Origin of the sequence: Acinetobacter sp. YH12135 (assembly GCF_013418565.1) — a bacterium.
In the GTDB taxonomy this organism is placed as follows: Bacteria; Pseudomonadota; Gammaproteobacteria; order Pseudomonadales; family Moraxellaceae; genus Acinetobacter; species Acinetobacter towneri.
In genome coordinates, this window is the sequence record NZ_VPBU01000012.1 from 81,028 (window position 1) to 100,071 (window position 19,044).

Below are 19,044 nucleotides of genomic sequence, written 5' to 3' on the forward strand. Positions count from 1 at the left end.
GTATAGGGTGGAATCAGAACAAGAAGGTTATATGGCAAATAAAAAGAATTTAAGCATCGGCGCAATTATTGTAGTGCTAATTGCTGCATTTTTTGGCATAGATTTACAGCAGTTTCAGTCTGAAACATCAAATGCACCATCTACAAGTACTGCTCGCACATCGCAAACTGAAAAAGAGCAGTTAGACGTACAGCGAGATGCGCTGCAAGATGATGCTCAGGGTGTTCAGCTGATTGAACGTGCGTTTGAGCGCAAACAGAGCGATTTACAAGTCCGTGCGAGTGGGCAGGTCATTGCAGTGTTAGCGGATGACAACGAAGGCTCACGTCATCAAAAATTTATTTTAAAACTGAATAATGGGCAAACTGTATTGGTTGCACATAATATTGATCTTGCACCACGAATTACCAATATTGCAAAAGGTGATACTGTTGAGTTTTTTGGTGAATATGAATACTCAGATAAGGGTGGGGTGATTCACTGGACGCATCATGATCCAGCAAATAAACACGTGGGCGGATGGTTAAAACATCAAGGAAGAACCTATCAATAACGGTTCTTCCGATAACGAAAATAGGATATAGCGTTTAAATGCTCATAATGCTGTTTTTACGACGTGTTTTCCAAGAGGGTAGGATTTTACCTAAATAGGCATCCATGCACCAAATTGGGCCAATGAGAAGGAATTGGAGGTCTTTGAAGAATGAAGGCTTTTTCCCTTCAACTTTGTGACCATAAAACTGCCCAATCCACGCCAAAACAAAAATTGCGATATAAAAACCCATTCCAACAGGCAAAACATAAATCAGCCATGCCATTACCAGCATTAATGCTGCCATTGCAACTGCAAGAACCAAGTCTAAACGTGCATAAAAAATAAAACTGAGCACCAGAAGTAATGTTGTTAGTAAAGCGCTGAAATGCGCCAAGATGCCGACAATCGAAAAAAAGATCGTAGGTACGCACACCCAGTGAATTAATTTATTGGTTTTATTTTGATGGCTCTCGCTGTATTCATCTAGCCACTCGCTTACTGTCTTCATGTGCTACTCCTGTAGACCGATCATCCGTTGTTATTGTTTGACTGTCTAAAATATAACTGAGAACAGTGAGGCGGTCAAAACAGTATTCATATTTTCAAAATGAAGTGGCAACAAAATTTGTGTGGATCATCTTTGTGCAGACATGCATGGGATGACTGTAAATCTTACAGGCATTAAAAAAGCCACATTGCTGTGGCTTTCAAGTCAAATGTGAAGTCGTGTAAGCGAATCTTAAGAGTTTGGACCGTCAATACGCTCAATGCTTACTTTGGCAGTACCTGCATTGGTGATGCCCAATTGTTTTGCAGCGCCATAAGAAAGATCGAGTACACGGTTGCCATGGAATGGACCACGGTCATTTACTTTAACTACAACGCTCTTACCATTGTTTTTATTGGTTACGCGAATATAGCAGTTTAGCGGCAGGCTACGGTGTGCAGCAGTCATTGCGTTCATGTCGAACGTTTCACCGCTTGCAGTTTTACGACCGTGGAATTGACGACCGTACCAAGATGCCATACCTGTTTGGCTAAATTTACGTACAGTGTTTGATGCCACTGTATTTAACTTTTCAATCACTGAAGGCTCTTCAGCAGGAATTTCAATTTTCGCTGCAATCGTTTGACGACGGATTTGGTCGCCTGAACGTTCGGTGATTGAAAGGCTATTCAAATTTGAGAAATGTGAATTAAAACTTTGTGCTTCTTTGTTGAGTACACGCGCAGCTAGGCTAGATGACTCATTATCGTTGTTGAATGATGATTGCACCATTTCAGCTTGCGACTGACTTAGGGCAATAGCTGCAGAAAGTGCAAGTAAGTATTTAAGTGAACTATGCATGGTTTGAACTCCTGAAGACAGAATTTTTAACTTATTTCGCTCTTAACTGATTGAAATAGCGGTAATCCTGTCTGTAATTTCACTTTTTCGACTACATTTGACGAAGTGGATAATATTCATCCCTTACTAAAGGTGTCTAGTCTTTATACGAAAATAATGACAAAAAGTACCAAAAACTAACTCTATTTGATTAAAAAATAACCAATATTGTAACACAATGTGTAAAAAGTTTGTTCTGTGATCAAATTGTCAAAAATATTTCTTGACTTTTTTGTTTTATATTTAAATTTTTGTTTAGCGACTCGCAATTTCAGTGCCCAATAACCACAATGCAGTCGCATACATACGGCTACGGTTATAAGTCGTAATCACCTGAAAATTTGGATAGGTTATATAGTAGATATGACCATAATTTTCTTGTAATTGAATGACATTGACCAAGTCGAGGTCATCTATTTGCACAATTGGATTCATTGGCATCACGCCTTGCGATTTTAAAACCCCATAAGGTGTTGGCAGGGTCAAATCTTTGGCAATGACACTGTCAGGATTGTTGCCTGTATATCGTGCAGCAAATGCAATGGGTTGATTGCGCTGCCAGCCATGTTGTGCCAAGTAGTTTGCAATGGAGCCAATGGCATCGACTGCCGAGTTGCGTAGATCAATATGTCCGTTGCCGTCATAATCGACCCCAAATTTTGGAATATTGCTAGGCATAAACTGCGGATAACCAACAGCACCTGCATAAGAACCAACAATTGAAGAAGTTGGCACACCATCTTTATATGACCATGCGATCAGTGCCGCGAGTTCATCTTTAAAGTATTCCGCGCGACGTTCATAACCAAAGCCTAAGGTGGCAAGGGCATCACGGGTTACAAAAGAGCCCTTATTGCTTCCAAAACCTGTTTCTACACCCAGAATCCCTAAAATAATGGATTGCGGTACACCAAATTGCTGTTCAGCACGATTGAGCGTGTCCGCATATTGTTGTTTAAAGCGCACACCGCGCTGAATAGTGCTTTCTGCAAGGAAATTGGTTTTATAGTCGTACCAAGGCTTACTTTCGCCTGGGCGGTTCATGATGTTGATGATATTGGGTAAGTTTTTAGAGCCTTCCATCGCCCAATCGACTTGTGCTGCACTCAAGCCATAGGTCTGCATGGTTTTTTGTTTAAAACTGGCATAAGACGGATGATTTTGGAAATCATTGGCCTGACAAAAACTGGTGATAGAAAATGCACCAATGAGTAAAGAAAGACGTTTTAGTTTGTTATAAAAATCAAGTTTGAACATATTGAGGAAAATTCCAAATTGATGATTTACACAACTTATTTATATGCAGTAAATAAGTTGCTACTTATATATGAAGAATAAGCCGCTATTGGGGCCAAACTGCGAAAGCGAAGTAAGCGGCTAAGATAGCATTCATGCGTGACTGGTTTGCAAAAACTTATACAAAAATAGACAAAGAATGTGTAAAAAGCGCGCAGGATTTGTAACAAAATTCAATCTAGGTGCAAAAAGTTATTCTTGATTGTGCAAAAGTTGCAGACATATCCTGATATTGCATTGCATATAAAAATGCCTGATCAAAATCAGGCATTTTGCACTTAACATGCAACAAAAGGGCTTAAAACGCATTATGAGTTAAACCCACTGATATTAATGATGGAATAAGGTGTCGTGATATTCCGCTAAAACCAAGAGTTCCTCTTTGGTTAAATTTGGGATGATTTTATCCACCGCAATATGGACAGCTTTAATTACCGCTGCTGCGCCAATATCTGCTGCTTTACGCTTAATCATGCCCAAATCGAGGGTTTTGTTAAAGTCGCTCATAAAGTGGCGTACCGTCGCTTCTGCAAACTGTTTATATAGTTCGGTTAAAGCAGCTTTGTTCACTTCATTGCCTGCTTGAATTTCGGCATAGTTGTGTTTCAGGTTGGTCACTAAACTTGCATCGAGCGTTTCACCTACACGTGCATTGCCTGCTGCATCTTTAAAGCTACTGCGCTCAGAAAATTCAATCGATTGTTTCACGACATCATTTGGCGCTTTGCTTAATAATTGTTTTAGGAGTACTGCAACGGTAGATTTGACATAGCCCGCAAGTTTTTCGGCAGTGTCGCGTTTATCGCTGGCAGGAAAACGACGTACCAACTCGGTTAAAATGGCATCAATGATTTCTTCATTAATCATTAATGCGGTTTTGTCGCGCAGTGGGTACAGCGGCTCACTTGAATTTTTTTTCTGTTGTGCAGTTTCAATCGTATTTAATAATTCTGCAGATGGAATGAATCCAAAAAATGGCATTGTTCAACCTCAATGTTGTTATTGTCGCGCTAAACGAATAGGGCGAGGCATCCATGTTAAGTCCGATACACGGCAAGGGTTAATGTCTAAACCACCACGACGTGTATAGGTTGCATATACCATCAGTTTTTCTGGTGCGAATTTTTGCCAGATGTCTGCAAACATCTGTTCCACACATTGTTCATGGAAACCATTATGCTGACGATAAGAAATAATATAAGCCAAAATACTGCGATAACAAGGTTTTTTGCCTTGATAACGGATAAAAACCGTGCCCCAGTCAGGTTGTCCTGTGACAGGACAATTGCTGCGTAATAAATGTGAGAAAAGTTGTACCTCTATATCTTCCGCTTGTTCTAAATCGAATTGCAATAAACTTGGGTCAGGATGCTGCTCTAAACGCTCAGGCGTGAGCTGATCAATACAAATACCTTCAGGTTGGCTAATTGCCAAATCATCAACCTTAAATAAAGTTAGCGTAACAGGTGCTTGTGCTGCAGCCGTTAAATCATGCTCAACAGTTTCAATGAAATTGGCTTCAGACTGAAAGCGAGTAAAGTTCATACTATTAAAGTAGAGCTTTAATGATTTTGATTCGATCAGGTTAGGTGATGAAGCAAGTAGCGTAATCCGACCAATCGCAACCTGTGGAACACCTGCGGCATTCAACCACGAAATTTCAAAAACGTGCCACCAGTCTTGCCCGAGTTGAATTCCCTCAATATCTGCATATTTTTCACGTGCAGCAGCACGTGAAATAGGGAACAAAATATCGGGTTGATATTCTGTAGGATAATTGGTGTCTTTACCAAGAAGAGATTGTTCAACACTCATTATTCACGCATTCCTGAACCACGAGAAAGTAAATGATAGGCAATACCATAAAGCACTGCACAGCATAGTGTAATCACAGATAATGAAATCGTCACGTTGACATCACTATGTCCTAAAATGCCGTAACGGAAAGCATTAACCATATACACCACAGGGTTAATTAAAGAGAGATTTTGCCAAAAAGGGCTTAAGGCACTAATGGCATAGAATACACCACCTAAATAAGTCAGTGGAGTCAGTACAAAAGTTGGAATAATAGAAATATCATCAAATGATTTGGCATAAACAGCATTAATAAAACCGCCTAATGAAAATAAAAATGACGTAATTAATACGGTATAAATGGTAACAAACCAATTGGTAATATAAAGGTCGGTAAAGAATAGACTCATGGTGGTGACAATAATACCGACCAATACGCCACGACTAACACCACCCAAAACATAGCCCCATAAAATGGCATGCAAAGGTACAGGGCTCATGATTAGTTCTTCAATGCTTTTCTGGAATTTTGCACTAAAAAAACTTGAAGATACGTTGGCATAGCTGTTGGTAATGACTGCCATCATAATTAAGCCGGGCACAATAAATTGCATATAGCTAAAGCCGCCCATTTCACCAATACGCGAACCGACCAAATTACCAAAAATCACAAAGTACAAACTCATGGTGATGGCTGGCGGAAGCAAGGTTTGGGGCCATATGCGCATAAAACGACGAACTTCTTTATGCACTAAGGTATAGAGTGCAATTCGTAATTGGGTAAAATTCATTGCGCAGCTCCATCTAAATTCTTTTCGACCATTTTGACAAATAACTCTTCTAGACGGTTGGACTTATTACGCATACTGCGCACGCGAATGCCTTGTGCTTCTAAAAGTTGGAATAAATCATTTAAGGTGTGAGCTTTATCCATAGTGACTTCTAGGGTCACTGCATCAATTAAGTTGAAACGTACACCAATAATATCTAGATGAATGGGTTGAATAGGTTCAGCCAAATCGAAAATAAAAGATTCTTCACTTAACTGGTTTAAGAAGTTTTTCATTGAAGTGTCTTCTTTAATCACACCACGATCAATAATCGCGATACGACGACACAACATTTCCGCTTCTTCTAAATAGTGGGTAGTGAGAATGATTGAGGTGCCTTTATCATTCATCTCTGTTAAAAAATCCCACATTGAACGACGCAGCTCAATATCTACACCTGCAGTGGGTTCATCCAAAATAAGCAGTTTCGGCTCGTGCATCATGGCACGTGCAATCATTAAACGACGTTTCATACCGCCAGACAGCATTCGCGCTTGAGTGGTACGTTTATCCCATAAACCCAGTTTTTCTAAATATTCTTCGGCACGTTGTTCGGCAACTTTGTTAGGGATGCCGTAATAGCCTGCTTGTGTGACCAAAATATCAAAGGTCTTTTCAAACTGACCAAAGTTAAATTCTTGCGGTACTACCCCTAAACATTGCTTGGCTTGGGATGGTTGGGTATCTAGATTATGCCCAAAAATTTCGACAGTACCTGCCGTTTTTTTGGTAAGAGAACTGATGATGCTAATGGTTGTAGATTTACCTGCACCATTAGGTCCAAGTAGGGCATAAAACTCGCCTTCAGGAACGGTCAAATTAATTCCTTTCAGTGCTTGGAAACCATTTCGATAGGTCTTTGACACGTCCCTTAACGTCAATGCATCAGTCATGAAATTCTCACTTGAGGAATAGAGCTACTATTGTGAGCGATCCGCGTCAATAAACCAAGTAAGTTACATGGAATTCTATGTTGCAAGTTTGGAACATTGTTTAAAGCATAAGCATAAAAATACGTAACTTATATATAGTTGCTTTACCTTCAGCAATTTTTTGTTATGATGTGCAGCGCGCGCTCATAGCTCAACTGGATAGAGTACAGGTCTCCGAAGCCTGTGGCGTGGGTTCGAGTCCCGCTGAGCGCACCACATAATCATATTAAGTATTTGATTTTAAACAATAATATAAATAAAAACCATATCCTATGTACTCATTTGTGTACTCATAATTAATTACACCACTTTGTAAGCTAATATTTCATAGTTTTCAAAGAAATCTTCTATTATGTTGATATATCTACAGTTGTGCTGATTTTATATAAAAATTGGTTTAAGCCTTTAATAAGAGTTGAAGTAAGAATGATGCAAAGATTATGTATAGCCACTCCTACAAATGAAGAATTTGATAAAGCTCAAGATTTGTTATTTAAAATGGGTTATGAGTGGAATGGCTTTGAAATGGAAATTGAAGGCAGCCAGGAATTAATAGAACGTAGTGGTGCTACGGCGATCTACACTCATCCTGATGACCATACACTTGAATCTTGGATGGGATTTAAAGATGATCCATTGCCAGCACAAGATGATTTTGAAGGCGGTTATAAGTTGGTAACCCTGGAAGAACTGACTACTCTGTCAAAGGGAAATTGAACTGATATTGGCAGATGTAAGCCTGCTAACATTTTATGTCGTCCCTCACTTTACAAAAGTCTAATACCTTCTTAAGATCGAATTCTAACTTTTCCTGATTATATTTTAGTTGTGCTTGTTGTATATAATTTTAATTGTCGTATGAATTAAGCAATAAAAAAGTATAATTATAAAAAATACAGGTAATTTTTTTTAAAACTAAGCTAAGTCAAAGCTCTATATTAATTATGCAGACTCCGATTAACAAGCCAATACATAGTGAAATAGTAATTAAAAAAATCTGATGCCATAAAATTTTTTTATTGATTGGCTTAATCTCTTTTTTCCATTCTGGAGCTAGCTCTTTTGGAAGCTTTGCAATCTCATTAAATTGATTAATTTGTATTTTTATATGATCTATATTGTATGCTTGTTGGCAGCAAGAGTAAAAAACCATTAATAAATAGAAAAGAAAAGCTATGTATATATATACATTAACTTTATCACTTTCCTTAAATACTGTAATAACAGATAAAGCAAGTGGTATGGCAAGAATTTGGTTTTGTAAATCAGAAATAACCTTATTAATCTTTACTAAAAAATCTTCTGAATGCTTGGTTATTTTTTCTATAAACTTTGAATATTTAAAGTCATCTAAATAAAGAGAATATTTTGATAAAGTAGATTTATATATGTCATCTACATTTTTCAACAGCATATATAATTTTTCATTTTTATTAAAAGTAGATAAGTGATCAATAAACTCGGTTGCAGCTATTGCATACCGTTCACTCTGGTGTACTTCTATAGCAGAATTTTCTTTTGATGTTTTTTCTGTGCTAAGCCAATCAATAAAATTATTTAAAATATCTGCTAGCCCAAGCTCATTATAAAGTTTTGCTAGCTGTACATATTCTTCATGTCTTCTAGGTTGGATTGTAATTTCGCAGTGTGTTTGAGAAAAAAAGATAATTTGATTATCACGATGATAATATTTACTAGCTAAGCACTTAATAAATTTATAAAAAAGCTTTAGATTTTGTGATATGGGTTTGTTTCCCATACTAATCATATGTATTTCTTCAAAGATAACAAAATTTTCATCCAAGACACTTTCTTTCGAAAGATCGTAATGATGAAGAATAAAGTTTTCATATGAAGCGAATTGTTGACCTGTATGGTGAAGAGTAACTCGATACTCAATATCGTCATTCACTTCAAAGCTATATGAATCAGTATCAAAATCGATATCCGGGATCTTAGACTCATAAAACTCTGTTATCAACGCGCAATCTTCAGCTTTTTTCAGACACACCGATCCACAAATGTACTGAGCATTAAATGAAAGTCTATGACTAAGCTTAAGTAATTGCTCTAGCTTACTCTGAGTCTGATTCATAAGGTCTTTTTTTCTTCAATATTGAGCGAGCTTTTTGTAATTCATCCGGATTAATCGCAATTTTAACAAAGGGAGCTGATGGATCGTTATCAATTAGATCAATTGTATGTCCAATTTCACCCTGTCTACCAGTAATTTTTATCGGATTAAACTTACCTATAGATAGGGTGAAGTTTTCAAATTTTGTTAAAGCTTTTTTTGCAGGAGTAAAAATATTACTCGCATCTGTATCTTTATCACTATAGCCATTGGTTTCCCTATGAGTCCGGAAACTTTTATTATTTGGTATATTAATATTATGTGTCTTAGCTTTTTGTTCTATTATTGGATCAATATCATCAAAAATATTTAAAGGTTCTTTTTTCTCAGCCTTTGTTTGTAATAATTTAATTACTTCATTATAAATTTCCTCAGAGGCAATATTGTCAAATTCACTTTGTGCTAAATATTTACCTAATACTGTCATTAATTTATTAGTAGATTTCGTATCATCAATCCGATACATAACTGGAATATAGTTCTGGATGTAATTAGGGATTTCGTCGTTACCTTTTTGTATCCATGACACATAATTTTTGGATTCGGCACCTTTTTGTGGATCTTGAGCATGCATTTGCATATTATCTAGGTTAATCCTAAATGCTACTTTTAATGCTTGTGTATCAATTGAACTGGTATCAATAATAGCACCAGTTTTCTCATCAATAGTTATCGATTCTTTAAGGCTTAGAAGTGCGATATATAAAAAATTAGTATTATTTCTTCTGTAAAATATTATCGGTAAGTGGTCGCCAGTCGTTTTTTGTGTTTGGTAAATATGATACTGTAAAGCATGGGTTAGCTTATTGCTAATTCTTCTATATCTTGTTAACTCCTCAGTTTCAGGAACAGTTTCTGATTCATCATCCTCTGGCAGGATATCATCCTTATTAAAAAGATATGTGTTTAATATTTTGCTCACTGTAGTAGGCTGCTCAAAGCTTGAAGCTAATGAATAAGCTAGTCCATTTTTTGCAAGTAAATCATCTAAGAATTCTACTAGTTTAACGGCTTTAATATCATTTGGATGTAAATTTGGTCTAATGATAGGCGGAGTCTCATTTTTTTGATCTTGCAGCTTGATAATCCGATGAATTATTAAGGCTTGAACTTCAATATTTGAACTCATTTTATCCCCGATACTTTAAAAAATTGAGTTATCTTTAATTAGTTAATTTTGTACTTAATCTAAATCTGAACAGGAACTAGTTTAATTGCCCACTGGTTTCCAAATCGCTCATTCAGGTATTGAGAAATATCCTCTTTACGAGCTTCATATTGAGCAGTTTTATAAAGAACGGCATTGGTTCCAGTAGAAACGCCATAGCGGGTAAAGCCATCCATAGCATCATTTGCAGTCGTTACATTAGTAAGGAATATATGTGCCTTACCACTCTTAATGAAACTATTGATATCTTTTAATCTAGGGGCAATTTTTTCAGGAATGATAATTTCCACAACATGGTAGGGGTCTTTAGAAACTGGCTGGATTAGGTAATCAACGCCTCTGGTCATACCACCGCTGAAACTTTGTGCTGTTTCATCTGCAGATTCCATATCATCGAATAAGCCTATCTCTATAGCTTCTTGCTGCGATTCTGTAGTGGTCAACCAGCCTTCATCATCAGGAATGATGTAGCAATTTTCTGAAATCAATTTGATGATGTATGACATAAGAATCCCAAAAAAATAAAAAGAAAAAATATATAAATCATGAGAGTTATAACTTTTATTGGATACTTTTCCAACAACTATATATTGGCATATCAATGTATATTTTGTCTAAGAGTTCATTGCATCATAATCATGGCGATGCAGGGCGTATTGTTGATCTAAATAGATAGCAAAATCTTCAAGCCTGACCATCCACGGCGCTTTAGCTGATTGCTCGATTTTAAATGCTGGAAATGGCAGGTCATGGAAGTTAGCTTTCTTACGCGCTGTTTTGACATCCATATGCGTGAAATAATCTTGGATAATGGTGTCCAAATGAACAACTGGCGATACGTAACGCATGCATAGCATGGTGAAAGTATTAAGTTTGGGATCTCGCATTTTCATTTGTTAATTTTTCCTTGGTCTTCCTCTTCTATTTTTTATGTTCATTTTAAGAAAGGGAATTACAATATTTGGATCATAAAGTTTCTTCCCGGTACTGCCTACATTAAATAATTCGAGTTTTTGAGAGAGTGCTTCTCTGGACATTGGAAAGCGTTTAGTGAGCCAGGCTAAGTCTACAAGATCAGGATATTGTTCTGTCTCTAATGCAACAACTGTAGCGCCGTATATTTTATCTCCTAAGCAGATTCGAGGTGGCGTTTCACTCTCCACCGTGATGATATATTTGTGTTTAAACATAAGAGTCTCGTCTTCCTTTATTTATATATTTAATAGATTTATTCCTGAAATAAGAGTGGGTGGGGATTGTCCGTACTTTTGGTTGTTTTATATACATTGACTATGTTACTAAATCAAAAAAATGCTGTTACCACATCAAAACGATATGCCTTATGCGATGTTTCGTCCAAATAAAAAATATAACTTTATGTCGATATTCTTAGCGAGTTATCTCAGTCGGATTGATCAGATATAAATAATTATTGAGAGCGTAAATCGTGGCATAAGACCATGTAAATTTAAGGCATTAAAAAAGCCCACTATTGTGAGCTTTCATTTTTCTTCATATCTTCATCTAACTGACCTTTGACCCATCCACTAAAATCTTCCATTTCATTGGCGTGGTCCAGTAGATCGGCTTCGTGTGGATTAGCGATATTGAAGCTGACCAGCTTTTGTTTCCGCTTTTTCTCATAGCGTTCTCTGCGCTTATCGTTAGGGTTATTCATACACCAGCCTTTTGGATACTGGATTTCCATTCCTTTTCCAGTCTTTCCGCATCATTGGCATGATACTCATGACGCAACTCAGCAAGGTACTCATACATATCAATGTGATGAATTAGCTCAGTGAAATGGTACTGGCTAATGTTCTTCCCTTCTTCAGCAAGTTTATTCAACTTTCTAACTTCAGCGCGAATATGAGAGATGGCCGTATTCATCCAGTTCATATCGTGAGCAGCAAGTGAAACGGCGTCATGCATCTCTGAAACATCATAAATTTTCGGTAGTGCGTTATTGATTTGATTAGACATGATTAAGCCTCCATAGCTTTTAATGATGCGATACGCTGTTTATGTTTTTTCTGCCAGATGGCCCAAAACTTGTTAGGGGTTTCTTTCATTGCACCATCAACACACAGCATCCCTTCAATACGTGAAAACTCACGGTCAGGATGTTTAGCCTGCATCATATCTTTGAACTCTTTAGCTTCTTCAATTGAGTAGAACGGCGCATTCCAATTCCCAACTGGATACACCTCACCACCATCTACACAGACAGCGAAGTAGTGGCAATATCTAGTTTCTTTAAGCACTGCATTAAGCCAGGCTTTAGATTGCTCATTTAATTGGATTTGATTTGTCATGGTGTACCCCCTAGTAGATTATTTGTTCATTATGTCGTATATACGACATTATAACAAGAGGGTATTTACTACTTTGTTAAAAACAGGTCAATGGATCAATTATCTGTTCAGATAACCCTATTCTTATATATACAAATAAGGGCATCTCAACACTTAATCTGTTTTCTGTAGACAGGATTACGCTGCTTCAAGGTTGGGTTTTGCTAAGTCCGAGCAGTAAATAAAAAAGTAGTATTTTGTAGTGATGGGTGCCGTAAAGGGGCCGTAATCGGACCGTTCTGTTTTCAGTTTTTAATGTCAACATTAGCGCTTATGATCGTGCTGGCACCATGCCGTAATCATGCCGTGATTTAACCTTAGGATTACTTAAGATTTACTAAGTTCAGACCTTAATATTTCTTAACAGTTACGCCGTCCGTAACCATAGGTTTTGATAGGTCCAGACCTTAACAAGTTCACAGTTTTGAATATTAAGTTTTATTAAGTTCAAACCATAACAATTGATAACAGGTACGGCGCTATAAATGCGGTGTTTTGGTGGGTTTAGGCTCTGACTTGAAAAGGTACATCATTGCTACAACTTCGCTATATCGAGTAATTAGGGCTGTTCTGTGCATATCCTGAATAACAGGCTCAAAGCGTTTGAGTGTCAACAAATGTCTACACCTGGGCATCTTTTGAATATTAGGTTCAACACCCTGATGGTGCAGATCGGGAAGTCACAGAGATAAAGGCTGATGTTCTGCAATTGCTATGATGCACTTCACTTTCCGACCAACTGCAAAGCAAGTGAGCAGTAAACTGTTTTATAATTGATGTAGAAAAATCGCTGTAGTTTTTAGTTTTGCCCATACTCCCCAGTATGGGTATTTTTTTGGCTGTAATTCAGTATTCAAGTATTACTTGATAACTGGAGTCACTAGCTATCATGGGAATAGTGACAGTTGAATAAATTGCTTTAGATCGGCATAGTCTAATTAGACAAATTGCACTAGATCAGGTTTGAACTATTAGAAATAAAAGAGCACCCAGAGCATTTCACTTTAATAACTCACAGTTACTTTCGCGTATTAACGACTGGGCTTTTATCTTTCTCAATTCTTCGTCATATATAAAATCAAGTTTTGAATCTTTGAAAATTTTATCAAATGCTGCTTGGGCTACAGTGGCAAAAACCTGACCTGCAATAAAATCAGCATTTGGCCCGCTAGTCATGAGGTAGATTGATGGAACATGCTCATATGCTAACTTTTCATTAATACGATTTGTTCTCAAGTATGAGATAAAATCAATACTAGATTTATAGCCAAGCCCAAACATTTCTTGAGCTTCTTTTTCTTTGTTTAGGTAATTATAGAATGCATAACAATTGTATGATGCTATGCTCAGTTTTGCTTTATTGATAGCTTCGGCATCATTGGTTGAAGCAAAAACACTACTCCCAACAAAGAGCATAATTAATATTAATTTTTTCATAAAAATCCCCCATCGAAACGAGAATTTTATAGCACATATATTAATATGCCGCCTAGACTTCGGGTTTTGACAGGTTTAAAGCGTTTGGGCATTCGCACTTGAGCATCTTTGAATATTAGGTTTAATTAGGTTCCGCATCATGACGGCGCAGAATTGCGCTCGTTAAACTGTGGCTTCCCTTGGTGATGATGAACTACGAAACTTTCGTAGTTGTCACCATGCTCAAAAGTGAGCAAGGGTACTTAGCGCAAAATTTCGCTGAGTGGGGTATATCTAAAATTGGATGCACCCTATTGGGGGGGTATGCCCAAATCTGGGCAGGCCTCAATAGTGAGTTTTGCAAAGATACGCTCAAATCTGAGTGCATCTTTTGACTACCTTTAAAGTGTAGTAGCGGATCAGGAACATTCACCGCAATGGGGGATATGCTCAAATTTGAGCGCGTCTAAAACGCGACCAAGTGCCTTTCGGCAATCACCAAAACCCATGCAAGTGACTAGCTCAAAAATAGCCAGTGAGTATCTTTAAGATACTCAGTCGACAGGCCCAATTCAACATGGTTACTTCAAGTAACTCAGTGCGCCATTGGTGTTTGGATCTGGTGTGCTTACTACACAAAAAGTGCAGTTAAGGTATGTACTCAGGCTTGAACGTATCCTTAAGCTACTCATAAAAACTCACGTTTGAGCATGGTCTTTTTATTAGGTAGAAAGCAGCTCCCATTTTTTTGGGAACTGATATTTAGATAGGCGATAGCGGAATTCCGCTATCGGTTAAAGTTGATGGTACATACCGTTGCTCACTTTTAAGCATCGCTTGGATTAACGAGCGGAAAATTCCGTTGGTCTACCACGAATGTTTCGTAATTCATTGCTACTGAGTTTAGCCAACGCAATTTTGCGCTGGCCTACTACGAAAGTTTCCTAGTCCTCAACATTTCCAAAATAGATGTGGAATTGTAATGTACCCAATATTGGTATCATTCCGAGAACGGTAATATTCCCAATTTTGGGATTTTGAATGTACCCGTTTTTGGGATTTTGAATGTACCCGTTTTTGGGATGCAGAACCTATCAATGAATCTACCAAAGAATCTGTCAGTTTCTCTGAGAAGAAAAGCTCAACTTTTCAAGTGCTCATTAGAGTGTTATGAGGTTGGGATTTTGATATGGATTTATAGTTTTTTAAAGAATTCCTAAAAATGACCAAATCCATAGACCAATTTTGCAGCCAGTTCCTCACTGAGCAATTCTAATAAGAAAAATGACTAAAGGTACATGAGAAATATAAAAGCGCTAATACGGCGAATAAGAGCGTTTTAGTGGTGCTGTTAAAAAGTATCATTTGACCTGTTTGGATACGCCGTACTGGTAAAGATGATTGACGGGTGGCGCTGATAACCAGGTGGAATTTAAAACTAGAAATATAGTGTTTTGCTCCTTGCCTCGCGCGCGCGCGCGTTTTGTCGATCTTGGTACTTTTACGAAATCTCACTACGCAGAAATTTAAATCCAAATTCACCCATTTTTTAAGGACTTTAAGCGTTCTAAATTGCCATTAATGATTAGAAATTGGATGAATAGATATGAGTGAAATTATCTCACCAGGGGATACAGATTTTTTAGCTTACGTAATGGGTGGTGCTTACAAGCAATCTTATGTAGGTGCTGCAATTAGCTTGCAGAATGAACTAGAGCAAAAGATTGAATCTGGAGACCTTGAGAAGGCAGACACTGGGCTAGTTCATCACTTTGGCAACAAGGTTTATGTAAGGGAATTTAGCGCCAAAGCAGGGACTCTAGTTGTAAGCAAAATGCATCGTACTGAACACTTCATTCTATTTTTAACTGGTAGCTTAAGTGTACTAACTGAAAACGGCGTAGAGCACATTCAAGCACCATGTATTCAGCGAACCATGCCAGGAACAAAGCGAGTAGCTTACTTCCATGAAGATTCCACCTGCATGACGATCCACCCGACTGAAAGCACAGATTTAGAAGAAATCGAAAAAGAAGTGATCGTCCCACATGGTGAGGAAGAAAAGTTCTTAATTTCTATAGGTCGCAGCATTGAGGAGTTTACTTCATGAGTTGGGCAGCAGTAGCGGCAGCAGCGGCAGTAGTAGGTACTGCAATAACAGGATATTCATCTTATATATCAAATAAACATGCCGAAGATCAGGCAGAAGCTGACTCTAAAGCACAGCTTGCACGTGGTCGTTTAGAAGCTGAGCGAATCCGCAAGGAAAAGGATAAGGCACAGAGCCGTGCACGTGCAGCAGCTGCAGAAAATGGCTTGGATGTGAATGAGGGTACCGCCGTTGTAATCAATGATCAGATTGAACTTGATGCTAACTATGATGCAAATATGGCCGAGATCACTGGTTATAACAGTTCTCAGCGGTTACAGGCGGAAGCCAGTGTATATGGGCGTAACGCGATGATGGCAGGAATTACGACACCAATTAACATGGTTGCTGCAGGTGCGAATGGGGTTGCCGATATTAAAAAAGCAAAAGCTACTGCACAACAGCAAGCTGCAATTACTAGTGCAGCATCGTCAAACACTACTGGTGGCTGGAAGTGATTAAGCTAAAAGTTAAGACGTAGGAATCCAATTCAGTGGCCTGAATAAGTCCATTTATACCAGACCACTAAGTGATCTTATTTATCTAAATGTATTAAACGTAATAGGCGGAAGTATGGGGATTCATATTGAGCTTAATAATTTCGAAGTATCTAAAAGATTAATTTTTTTAAAAACAGAAATCTGGTACGGCGCACCAAATTACTTGGAGATGATTAGGGAGTTGAAGGAGCATCATGAAATGACGAATGAAAAAATTGCTTTTTTGCTTCCAGTTTCAGGTCCATCAACGGTAAATGATTGGGAGTTTGGCAGCACGCCAAATTATGAAGCAGGCGAAGCATTTATTGATTTGTGGAAAGCTTTTACTGAAAAAACAGATCAGGACATCCCTCGAATTAATCACTGGAGAATATGATTGATGACTAAGCAGCCAGCGTATAGACCTTTAGATTGTGATGATATGGAGCGATCGATTCAGCTCTGCAATGGAATTGAATATTTAATTGACGAATTCCAAAGAGCAATTAATGGTAAAGAGCCCAACCAGTTATATGAATCTAGCTATCAAATGCAATTGCTGAAGATTGCTGATAATTTGGAGGAGTTGATTTATCGGCTAACATATTTGGCGAATAAAAATAATAAGGCATTTTACTTTAGGCATTTGTACGCGATTCTTAAAAGTTTAAGCTACGCACCAAATCCATTAATCATTACGGCGTACTATCTGGATCCTAAGCATGAGTTTAAGCGGTTCATTAATCGAAATGCTTTTGAATTTGAAGTAAAACAAATTGTTAAAAAAATTCAGTTTATAAAGCCAGTATTGCTATCACTTGCTGCGGGTCGGAAATCAGGTATTAGAAGTATCTCACACTCTTTTTAAAAGTATTCTAGTACAAAAGAGGGGCTTTGATGTCCTCCTTTTATTATTTTAAATATATGATAAAACATTATAAAAATAAGTTGAAGCACTCCTCATGAAAAGAATAGCAGCCCTATCCTTAGTTCTTTTTACCGCCGGTATTCATGCTGAAATGGTTATTCCAGCAAAATACTTGGATCCTGCTAGTGGATTTAATATCAATCAGACAGCTCAACACTTATCACAAGAAAATCCCTTTGTTGTGGAAATGACATACCAGCCAGGTGGTAAGGTACAGAGTGAAAGTTGGCATACAAAATGCGGCTATGAAACTAATCGCACTACTGGCTTTGATGAAATTATCTGTGATAGCAGACAGAGCAATCTGATGATTGTGACGCATGGAGATTTTACAAAGTCAGTTGTATTTATGGATGCGTTCCAAGGTGCTGATAAATTTAAAACCAAAGTGAACCTTAAACTAGACGGCGGCAATGTTATGGCAGGGATACCTGCTAATCTTCTAGGTGATAATCAAACCGATATAATTTTAAGAAAACTTAAAGGTGGTAAAGAATTAATTTACACTTGGCAGAAAGCTAACGGACAATTTGAAAGAGTTAAGATCGATCTCTATGGCCTTAAGGAGTCTTTAGAATTCATAGATGCCTTAAAAACAGCGAATAGATGATTATTTAATAACGATATAGGAATTAAAAATTGAAAAAAATACTTTTGATTTTAGCTACCCAGTTATTCAGTTTAAGTGTTCATGCAACCCCCATCACTTTGCAACACTCGAAAACCAGCTATGTGAACTCCGGGATCTGTTCCGCCGTGGTGGATGTGACAATCCATGATTTTCTTGGAACCAATGACAAGTTGTATTTAGATCTGGTGGCAAAAGATAAATCCGGTAGAGTACAGGGGACTTCTGAGAATGTAATAACCTACGGCGATATACAAAACCTTCAAGGTAAAGCATTTGGGAATGTCTTTATCGAATCAGAGACTATGTGCGGAGCGGGTCGCACTTGGACAGTTCAGGTTAAGCGCGCCGTCCTGGTCGTAGATGGTAAAAGAGAAGACTTACTGAAGGCTAAAAAAGTTCATATTGATGATTTTCAGCCTATGAGAATAGTAGCTAAATAACAGACTGATTAATAGTTCTTGAATACATAGATTAAATTTCACTCATGTCTACCGTTACACAGCGCCAAAATGTGCGTTTCAAACAAAAATTGATGAAATTCACCTCTGTTACAGAGCAAAAAACCATGCGTTACATACATGAAAACAGTGTGTTTTCATGTATGAGAACTGGGCGGTTCGTATAATTTAATGACTCGTTACATACGAAAAGTCATTATTAAATTTGAAGAAATGTTTTAATTAAAGTGGTATCAGAGAAGATCTAACTGTCCAATTTTATATTGATAAGTTCCCCATTCACCTTCACGAGGAACGCGCTCAAGGCCAGTTTCAGATTGCCATAGTTGAATTAATGCCTCGCCATTTTCATAATTTGGAACGCCACCACGCGCCCATTCACTTACTGTCGAAGCACCAGACACTGGCAGGACAAATGCAATCAGAGATGGATCCGTAAATTTGAACAACTCCTATAAGTGATATTCTGCTCCTCAAATGATGTTATAAACATCAATATATGGAGTATTTTATGGCACGTAGACCAAGAAGAAATCATTCAAATGATTTT

The 19,044-nt window shown here is 37.6% G+C and carries 24 protein-coding genes, 1 tRNA gene and 1 pseudogene; 9 read left to right on the forward strand and 17 right to left on the reverse strand.

Annotated features, from left to right (window positions below; all coding sequences use genetic code 11):
• Positions 1-31: 31 nt before the first annotated feature.
• The gene (locus tag FTU70_RS08590; protein ID WP_004972795.1) at positions 32-553 is read left to right on the forward strand and encodes a DUF3465 domain-containing protein; all 522 of its coding nucleotides are present in this window, start codon (positions 32-34) and stop codon (positions 551-553) included.
• A gap of 34 nt (positions 554-587) precedes the next feature.
• On the opposite strand, the gene FTU70_RS08595 is transcribed toward FTU70_RS08590, so the two are convergent.
• The 7 genes from FTU70_RS08595 to FTU70_RS08625 all read right to left on the reverse strand — a co-directional run bounded on the left by FTU70_RS08595 (position 588) and on the right by FTU70_RS08625 (position 6,738).
• Positions 588-1,043, reverse strand: a complete 456-nt coding sequence (locus FTU70_RS08595) for a DUF962 domain-containing protein (RefSeq protein ID WP_004972797.1) — start codon at positions 1,041-1,043, stop codon at positions 588-590.
• Positions 1,044-1,274: 231 nt separating this feature from the next.
• Entirely contained in the window at positions 1,275-1,883 is a 609-nt protein-coding gene (locus tag FTU70_RS08600; RefSeq protein WP_179996093.1) for a septal ring lytic transglycosylase RlpA family protein, read from the reverse strand.
• A 294-nt stretch (positions 1,884-2,177) separates the two neighbouring features.
• Complete coding sequence (gene mltB / locus FTU70_RS08605; protein ID WP_096902392.1) at positions 2,178-3,179, reverse strand: lytic murein transglycosylase B; 1,002 nt, start codon at positions 3,177-3,179, stop codon at positions 2,178-2,180.
• 369 nt (positions 3,180-3,548) lie between these two features.
• Positions 3,549-4,199: a hypothetical protein gene (locus FTU70_RS08610; RefSeq protein ID WP_070152374.1), complete on the reverse strand. Its 651-nt coding sequence runs from the start codon at positions 4,197-4,199 to the stop codon at positions 3,549-3,551.
• 18 nt (positions 4,200-4,217) lie between these two features.
• On the reverse strand, positions 4,218-5,033 hold the full coding sequence (gene queF / locus FTU70_RS08615; protein WP_180060450.1) for an NADPH-dependent 7-cyano-7-deazaguanine reductase QueF: 816 nt from the start codon (positions 5,031-5,033) through the stop codon (positions 4,218-4,220).
• Complete coding sequence (locus tag FTU70_RS08620) at positions 5,033-5,806, reverse strand: ABC transporter permease (RefSeq protein WP_096902393.1); 774 nt, start codon at positions 5,804-5,806, stop codon at positions 5,033-5,035. The genes queF and FTU70_RS08620 overlap by 1 nt, the downstream gene beginning before the upstream one ends.
• The gene (locus FTU70_RS08625) at positions 5,803-6,738 is read right to left on the reverse strand and encodes an ABC transporter ATP-binding protein (RefSeq protein WP_180060451.1); all 936 of its coding nucleotides are present in this window, start codon (positions 6,736-6,738) and stop codon (positions 5,803-5,805) included. Before FTU70_RS08625 ends, FTU70_RS08620 begins: the two co-directional genes overlap by 4 nt.
• 179 nt (positions 6,739-6,917) lie before the next feature.
• Between FTU70_RS08625 and FTU70_RS08630 the strand changes: the two genes are divergently transcribed.
• Together FTU70_RS08630 and FTU70_RS08635 are read left to right on the forward strand one after the other, a co-directional pair.
• Positions 6,918-6,993, forward strand: a tRNA-Arg gene (locus FTU70_RS08630).
• 210 nt (positions 6,994-7,203) lie between these two features.
• Complete coding sequence (locus tag FTU70_RS08635) at positions 7,204-7,494, forward strand: hypothetical protein (RefSeq protein ID WP_180060452.1); 291 nt, start codon at positions 7,204-7,206, stop codon at positions 7,492-7,494.
• A gap of 208 nt (positions 7,495-7,702) precedes the next feature.
• Here FTU70_RS08635 and FTU70_RS08640 read toward each other — a convergent pair whose 3' ends face one another.
• The 9 genes from FTU70_RS08640 to FTU70_RS08680 form a co-directional block, all read right to left on the reverse strand.
• Positions 7,703-8,872, reverse strand: coding sequence for a hypothetical protein (locus tag FTU70_RS08640; protein WP_180060453.1), 1,170 nt, complete (start codon positions 8,870-8,872; stop codon positions 7,703-7,705).
• Positions 8,853-10,040, reverse strand: coding sequence for a nucleoid-associated protein (locus FTU70_RS08645; RefSeq protein ID WP_218946852.1), 1,188 nt, complete (start codon positions 10,038-10,040; stop codon positions 8,853-8,855). The genes FTU70_RS08640 and FTU70_RS08645 overlap by 20 nt, the downstream gene beginning before the upstream one ends.
• A 59-nt stretch (positions 10,041-10,099) precedes the next feature.
• Positions 10,100-10,585: a hypothetical protein gene (locus tag FTU70_RS08650; RefSeq protein ID WP_180060454.1), complete on the reverse strand. Its 486-nt coding sequence runs from the start codon at positions 10,583-10,585 to the stop codon at positions 10,100-10,102.
• A 108-nt stretch (positions 10,586-10,693) separates the two neighbouring features.
• Entirely contained in the window at positions 10,694-10,972 is a 279-nt protein-coding gene (locus tag FTU70_RS08655) for a pyocin activator PrtN family protein (RefSeq protein ID WP_180060455.1), read from the reverse strand.
• 3 nt (positions 10,973-10,975) lie between these two features.
• On the reverse strand, positions 10,976-11,269 hold the full coding sequence (locus FTU70_RS08660) for a hypothetical protein (protein WP_180060456.1): 294 nt from the start codon (positions 11,267-11,269) through the stop codon (positions 10,976-10,978).
• A 299-nt stretch (positions 11,270-11,568) separates the two neighbouring features.
• Positions 11,569-11,757 (reverse strand): hypothetical protein, encoded by a 189-nt coding sequence (locus FTU70_RS08665; RefSeq protein WP_180060025.1) that lies wholly within the window; start codon positions 11,755-11,757, stop codon positions 11,569-11,571.
• Positions 11,754-12,062, reverse strand: a complete 309-nt coding sequence (locus tag FTU70_RS08670) for a hypothetical protein (RefSeq protein ID WP_180060457.1) — start codon at positions 12,060-12,062, stop codon at positions 11,754-11,756. The genes FTU70_RS08665 and FTU70_RS08670 overlap by 4 nt, the downstream gene beginning before the upstream one ends.
• Positions 12,063-12,064: 2 nt before the next feature.
• Positions 12,065-12,394, reverse strand: a complete 330-nt coding sequence (locus tag FTU70_RS08675; RefSeq protein ID WP_180060458.1) for a hypothetical protein — start codon at positions 12,392-12,394, stop codon at positions 12,065-12,067.
• 1,038 nt (positions 12,395-13,432) lie between these two features.
• Positions 13,433-13,870: a hypothetical protein gene (locus FTU70_RS08680; protein ID WP_179990930.1), complete on the reverse strand. Its 438-nt coding sequence runs from the start codon at positions 13,868-13,870 to the stop codon at positions 13,433-13,435.
• Between the two features lie 1,585 nt (positions 13,871-15,455).
• Here FTU70_RS08680 and FTU70_RS08685 point away from each other — a divergent pair.
• The 6 genes from FTU70_RS08685 (at position 15,456) to FTU70_RS08710 (ending at position 18,476) form a co-directional block, all read left to right on the forward strand.
• A complete protein-coding gene (locus tag FTU70_RS08685; RefSeq protein ID WP_180060459.1) occupies positions 15,456-15,959 on the forward strand; it encodes a hypothetical protein in 504 nt (167 codons plus the stop codon).
• Complete coding sequence (locus tag FTU70_RS08690) at positions 15,956-16,456, forward strand: hypothetical protein (protein ID WP_180060460.1); 501 nt, start codon at positions 15,956-15,958, stop codon at positions 16,454-16,456. The genes FTU70_RS08685 and FTU70_RS08690 overlap by 4 nt, the downstream gene beginning before the upstream one ends.
• 115 nt (positions 16,457-16,571) lie before the next feature.
• Positions 16,572-16,874: a hypothetical protein gene (locus tag FTU70_RS08695; protein ID WP_180060461.1), complete on the forward strand. Its 303-nt coding sequence runs from the start codon at positions 16,572-16,574 to the stop codon at positions 16,872-16,874.
• 3 nt (positions 16,875-16,877) lie between these two features.
• Positions 16,878-17,345 (forward strand): hypothetical protein, encoded by a 468-nt coding sequence (locus FTU70_RS08700; RefSeq protein WP_180060462.1) that lies wholly within the window; start codon positions 16,878-16,880, stop codon positions 17,343-17,345.
• A gap of 94 nt (positions 17,346-17,439) precedes the next feature.
• On the forward strand, positions 17,440-18,015 hold the full coding sequence (locus tag FTU70_RS08705) for a hypothetical protein (RefSeq protein ID WP_180060463.1): 576 nt from the start codon (positions 17,440-17,442) through the stop codon (positions 18,013-18,015).
• A gap of 29 nt (positions 18,016-18,044) precedes the next feature.
• Positions 18,045-18,476, forward strand: coding sequence for a hypothetical protein (locus FTU70_RS08710; RefSeq protein WP_180060464.1), 432 nt, complete (start codon positions 18,045-18,047; stop codon positions 18,474-18,476).
• A gap of 251 nt (positions 18,477-18,727) precedes the next feature.
• On the opposite strand, the pseudogene FTU70_RS08715 reads toward FTU70_RS08710, so the two are convergent.
• A pseudogene (locus tag FTU70_RS08715) lies at positions 18,728-18,916 on the reverse strand (hypothetical protein); the annotation flags it as partial.
• Positions 18,917-19,044: the final 128 nt, after the last annotated feature.

Bases quoted from the DNA above. Each gene is read 5' to 3' on its own strand.
- FTU70_RS08665 (WP_180060025.1), bottom strand. From the start codon at position 11,757: ATGAATAACCCTAACGATAAGCGCAGAGAACGCTATGAGAAAAAGCGG.
- FTU70_RS08625 (WP_180060451.1), bottom strand. From the start codon at position 6,738: ATGACTGATGCATTGACGTTAAGGGACGTGTCAAAGACCTATCGAAAT.
- FTU70_RS08675 (WP_180060458.1), bottom strand. From the start codon at position 12,394: ATGACAAATCAAATCCAATTAAATGAGCAATCTAAAGCCTGGCTTAAT.
- FTU70_RS08670 (WP_180060457.1), bottom strand. From the start codon at position 12,062: ATGTCTAATCAAATCAATAACGCACTACCGAAAATTTATGATGTTTCA.
- FTU70_RS08640 (WP_180060453.1), bottom strand. From the start codon at position 8,872: ATGAATCAGACTCAGAGTAAGCTAGAGCAATTACTTAAGCTTAGTCAT.
- FTU70_RS08600 (WP_179996093.1), bottom strand. From the start codon at position 1,883: ATGCATAGTTCACTTAAATACTTACTTGCACTTTCTGCAGCTATTGCC.
- mltB (WP_096902392.1), bottom strand. From the start codon at position 3,179: ATGTTCAAACTTGATTTTTATAACAAACTAAAACGTCTTTCTTTACTC.
- FTU70_RS08645 (WP_218946852.1), bottom strand. From the start codon at position 10,040: ATGAGTTCAAATATTGAAGTTCAAGCCTTAATAATTCATCGGATTATC.
- FTU70_RS08705 (WP_180060463.1), top strand. From the start codon at position 17,440: ATGAAAAGAATAGCAGCCCTATCCTTAGTTCTTTTTACCGCCGGTATT.
- FTU70_RS08595 (WP_004972797.1), bottom strand. From the start codon at position 1,043: ATGAAGACAGTAAGCGAGTGGCTAGATGAATACAGCGAGAGCCATCAA.
- FTU70_RS08690 (WP_180060460.1), top strand. From the start codon at position 15,956: ATGAGTTGGGCAGCAGTAGCGGCAGCAGCGGCAGTAGTAGGTACTGCA.
- FTU70_RS08660 (WP_180060456.1), bottom strand. From the start codon at position 11,269: ATGTTTAAACACAAATATATCATCACGGTGGAGAGTGAAACGCCACCT.
- FTU70_RS08590 (WP_004972795.1), top strand. From the start codon at position 32: ATGGCAAATAAAAAGAATTTAAGCATCGGCGCAATTATTGTAGTGCTA.
- FTU70_RS08610 (WP_070152374.1), bottom strand. From the start codon at position 4,199: ATGCCATTTTTTGGATTCATTCCATCTGCAGAATTATTAAATACGATT.
- FTU70_RS08620 (WP_096902393.1), bottom strand. From the start codon at position 5,806: ATGAATTTTACCCAATTACGAATTGCACTCTATACCTTAGTGCATAAA.
- FTU70_RS08650 (WP_180060454.1), bottom strand. From the start codon at position 10,585: ATGTCATACATCATCAAATTGATTTCAGAAAATTGCTACATCATTCCT.
- FTU70_RS08655 (WP_180060455.1), bottom strand. From the start codon at position 10,972: ATGAAAATGCGAGATCCCAAACTTAATACTTTCACCATGCTATGCATG.
- FTU70_RS08685 (WP_180060459.1), top strand. From the start codon at position 15,456: ATGAGTGAAATTATCTCACCAGGGGATACAGATTTTTTAGCTTACGTA.
- FTU70_RS08680 (WP_179990930.1), bottom strand. From the start codon at position 13,870: ATGAAAAAATTAATATTAATTATGCTCTTTGTTGGGAGTAGTGTTTTT.
- queF (WP_180060450.1), bottom strand. From the start codon at position 5,033: ATGAGTGTTGAACAATCTCTTCTTGGTAAAGACACCAATTATCCTACA.
- FTU70_RS08635 (WP_180060452.1), top strand. From the start codon at position 7,204: ATGATGCAAAGATTATGTATAGCCACTCCTACAAATGAAGAATTTGAT.
- FTU70_RS08700 (WP_180060462.1), top strand. From the start codon at position 16,878: ATGACTAAGCAGCCAGCGTATAGACCTTTAGATTGTGATGATATGGAG.
- FTU70_RS08695 (WP_180060461.1), top strand. From the start codon at position 16,572: ATGGGGATTCATATTGAGCTTAATAATTTCGAAGTATCTAAAAGATTA.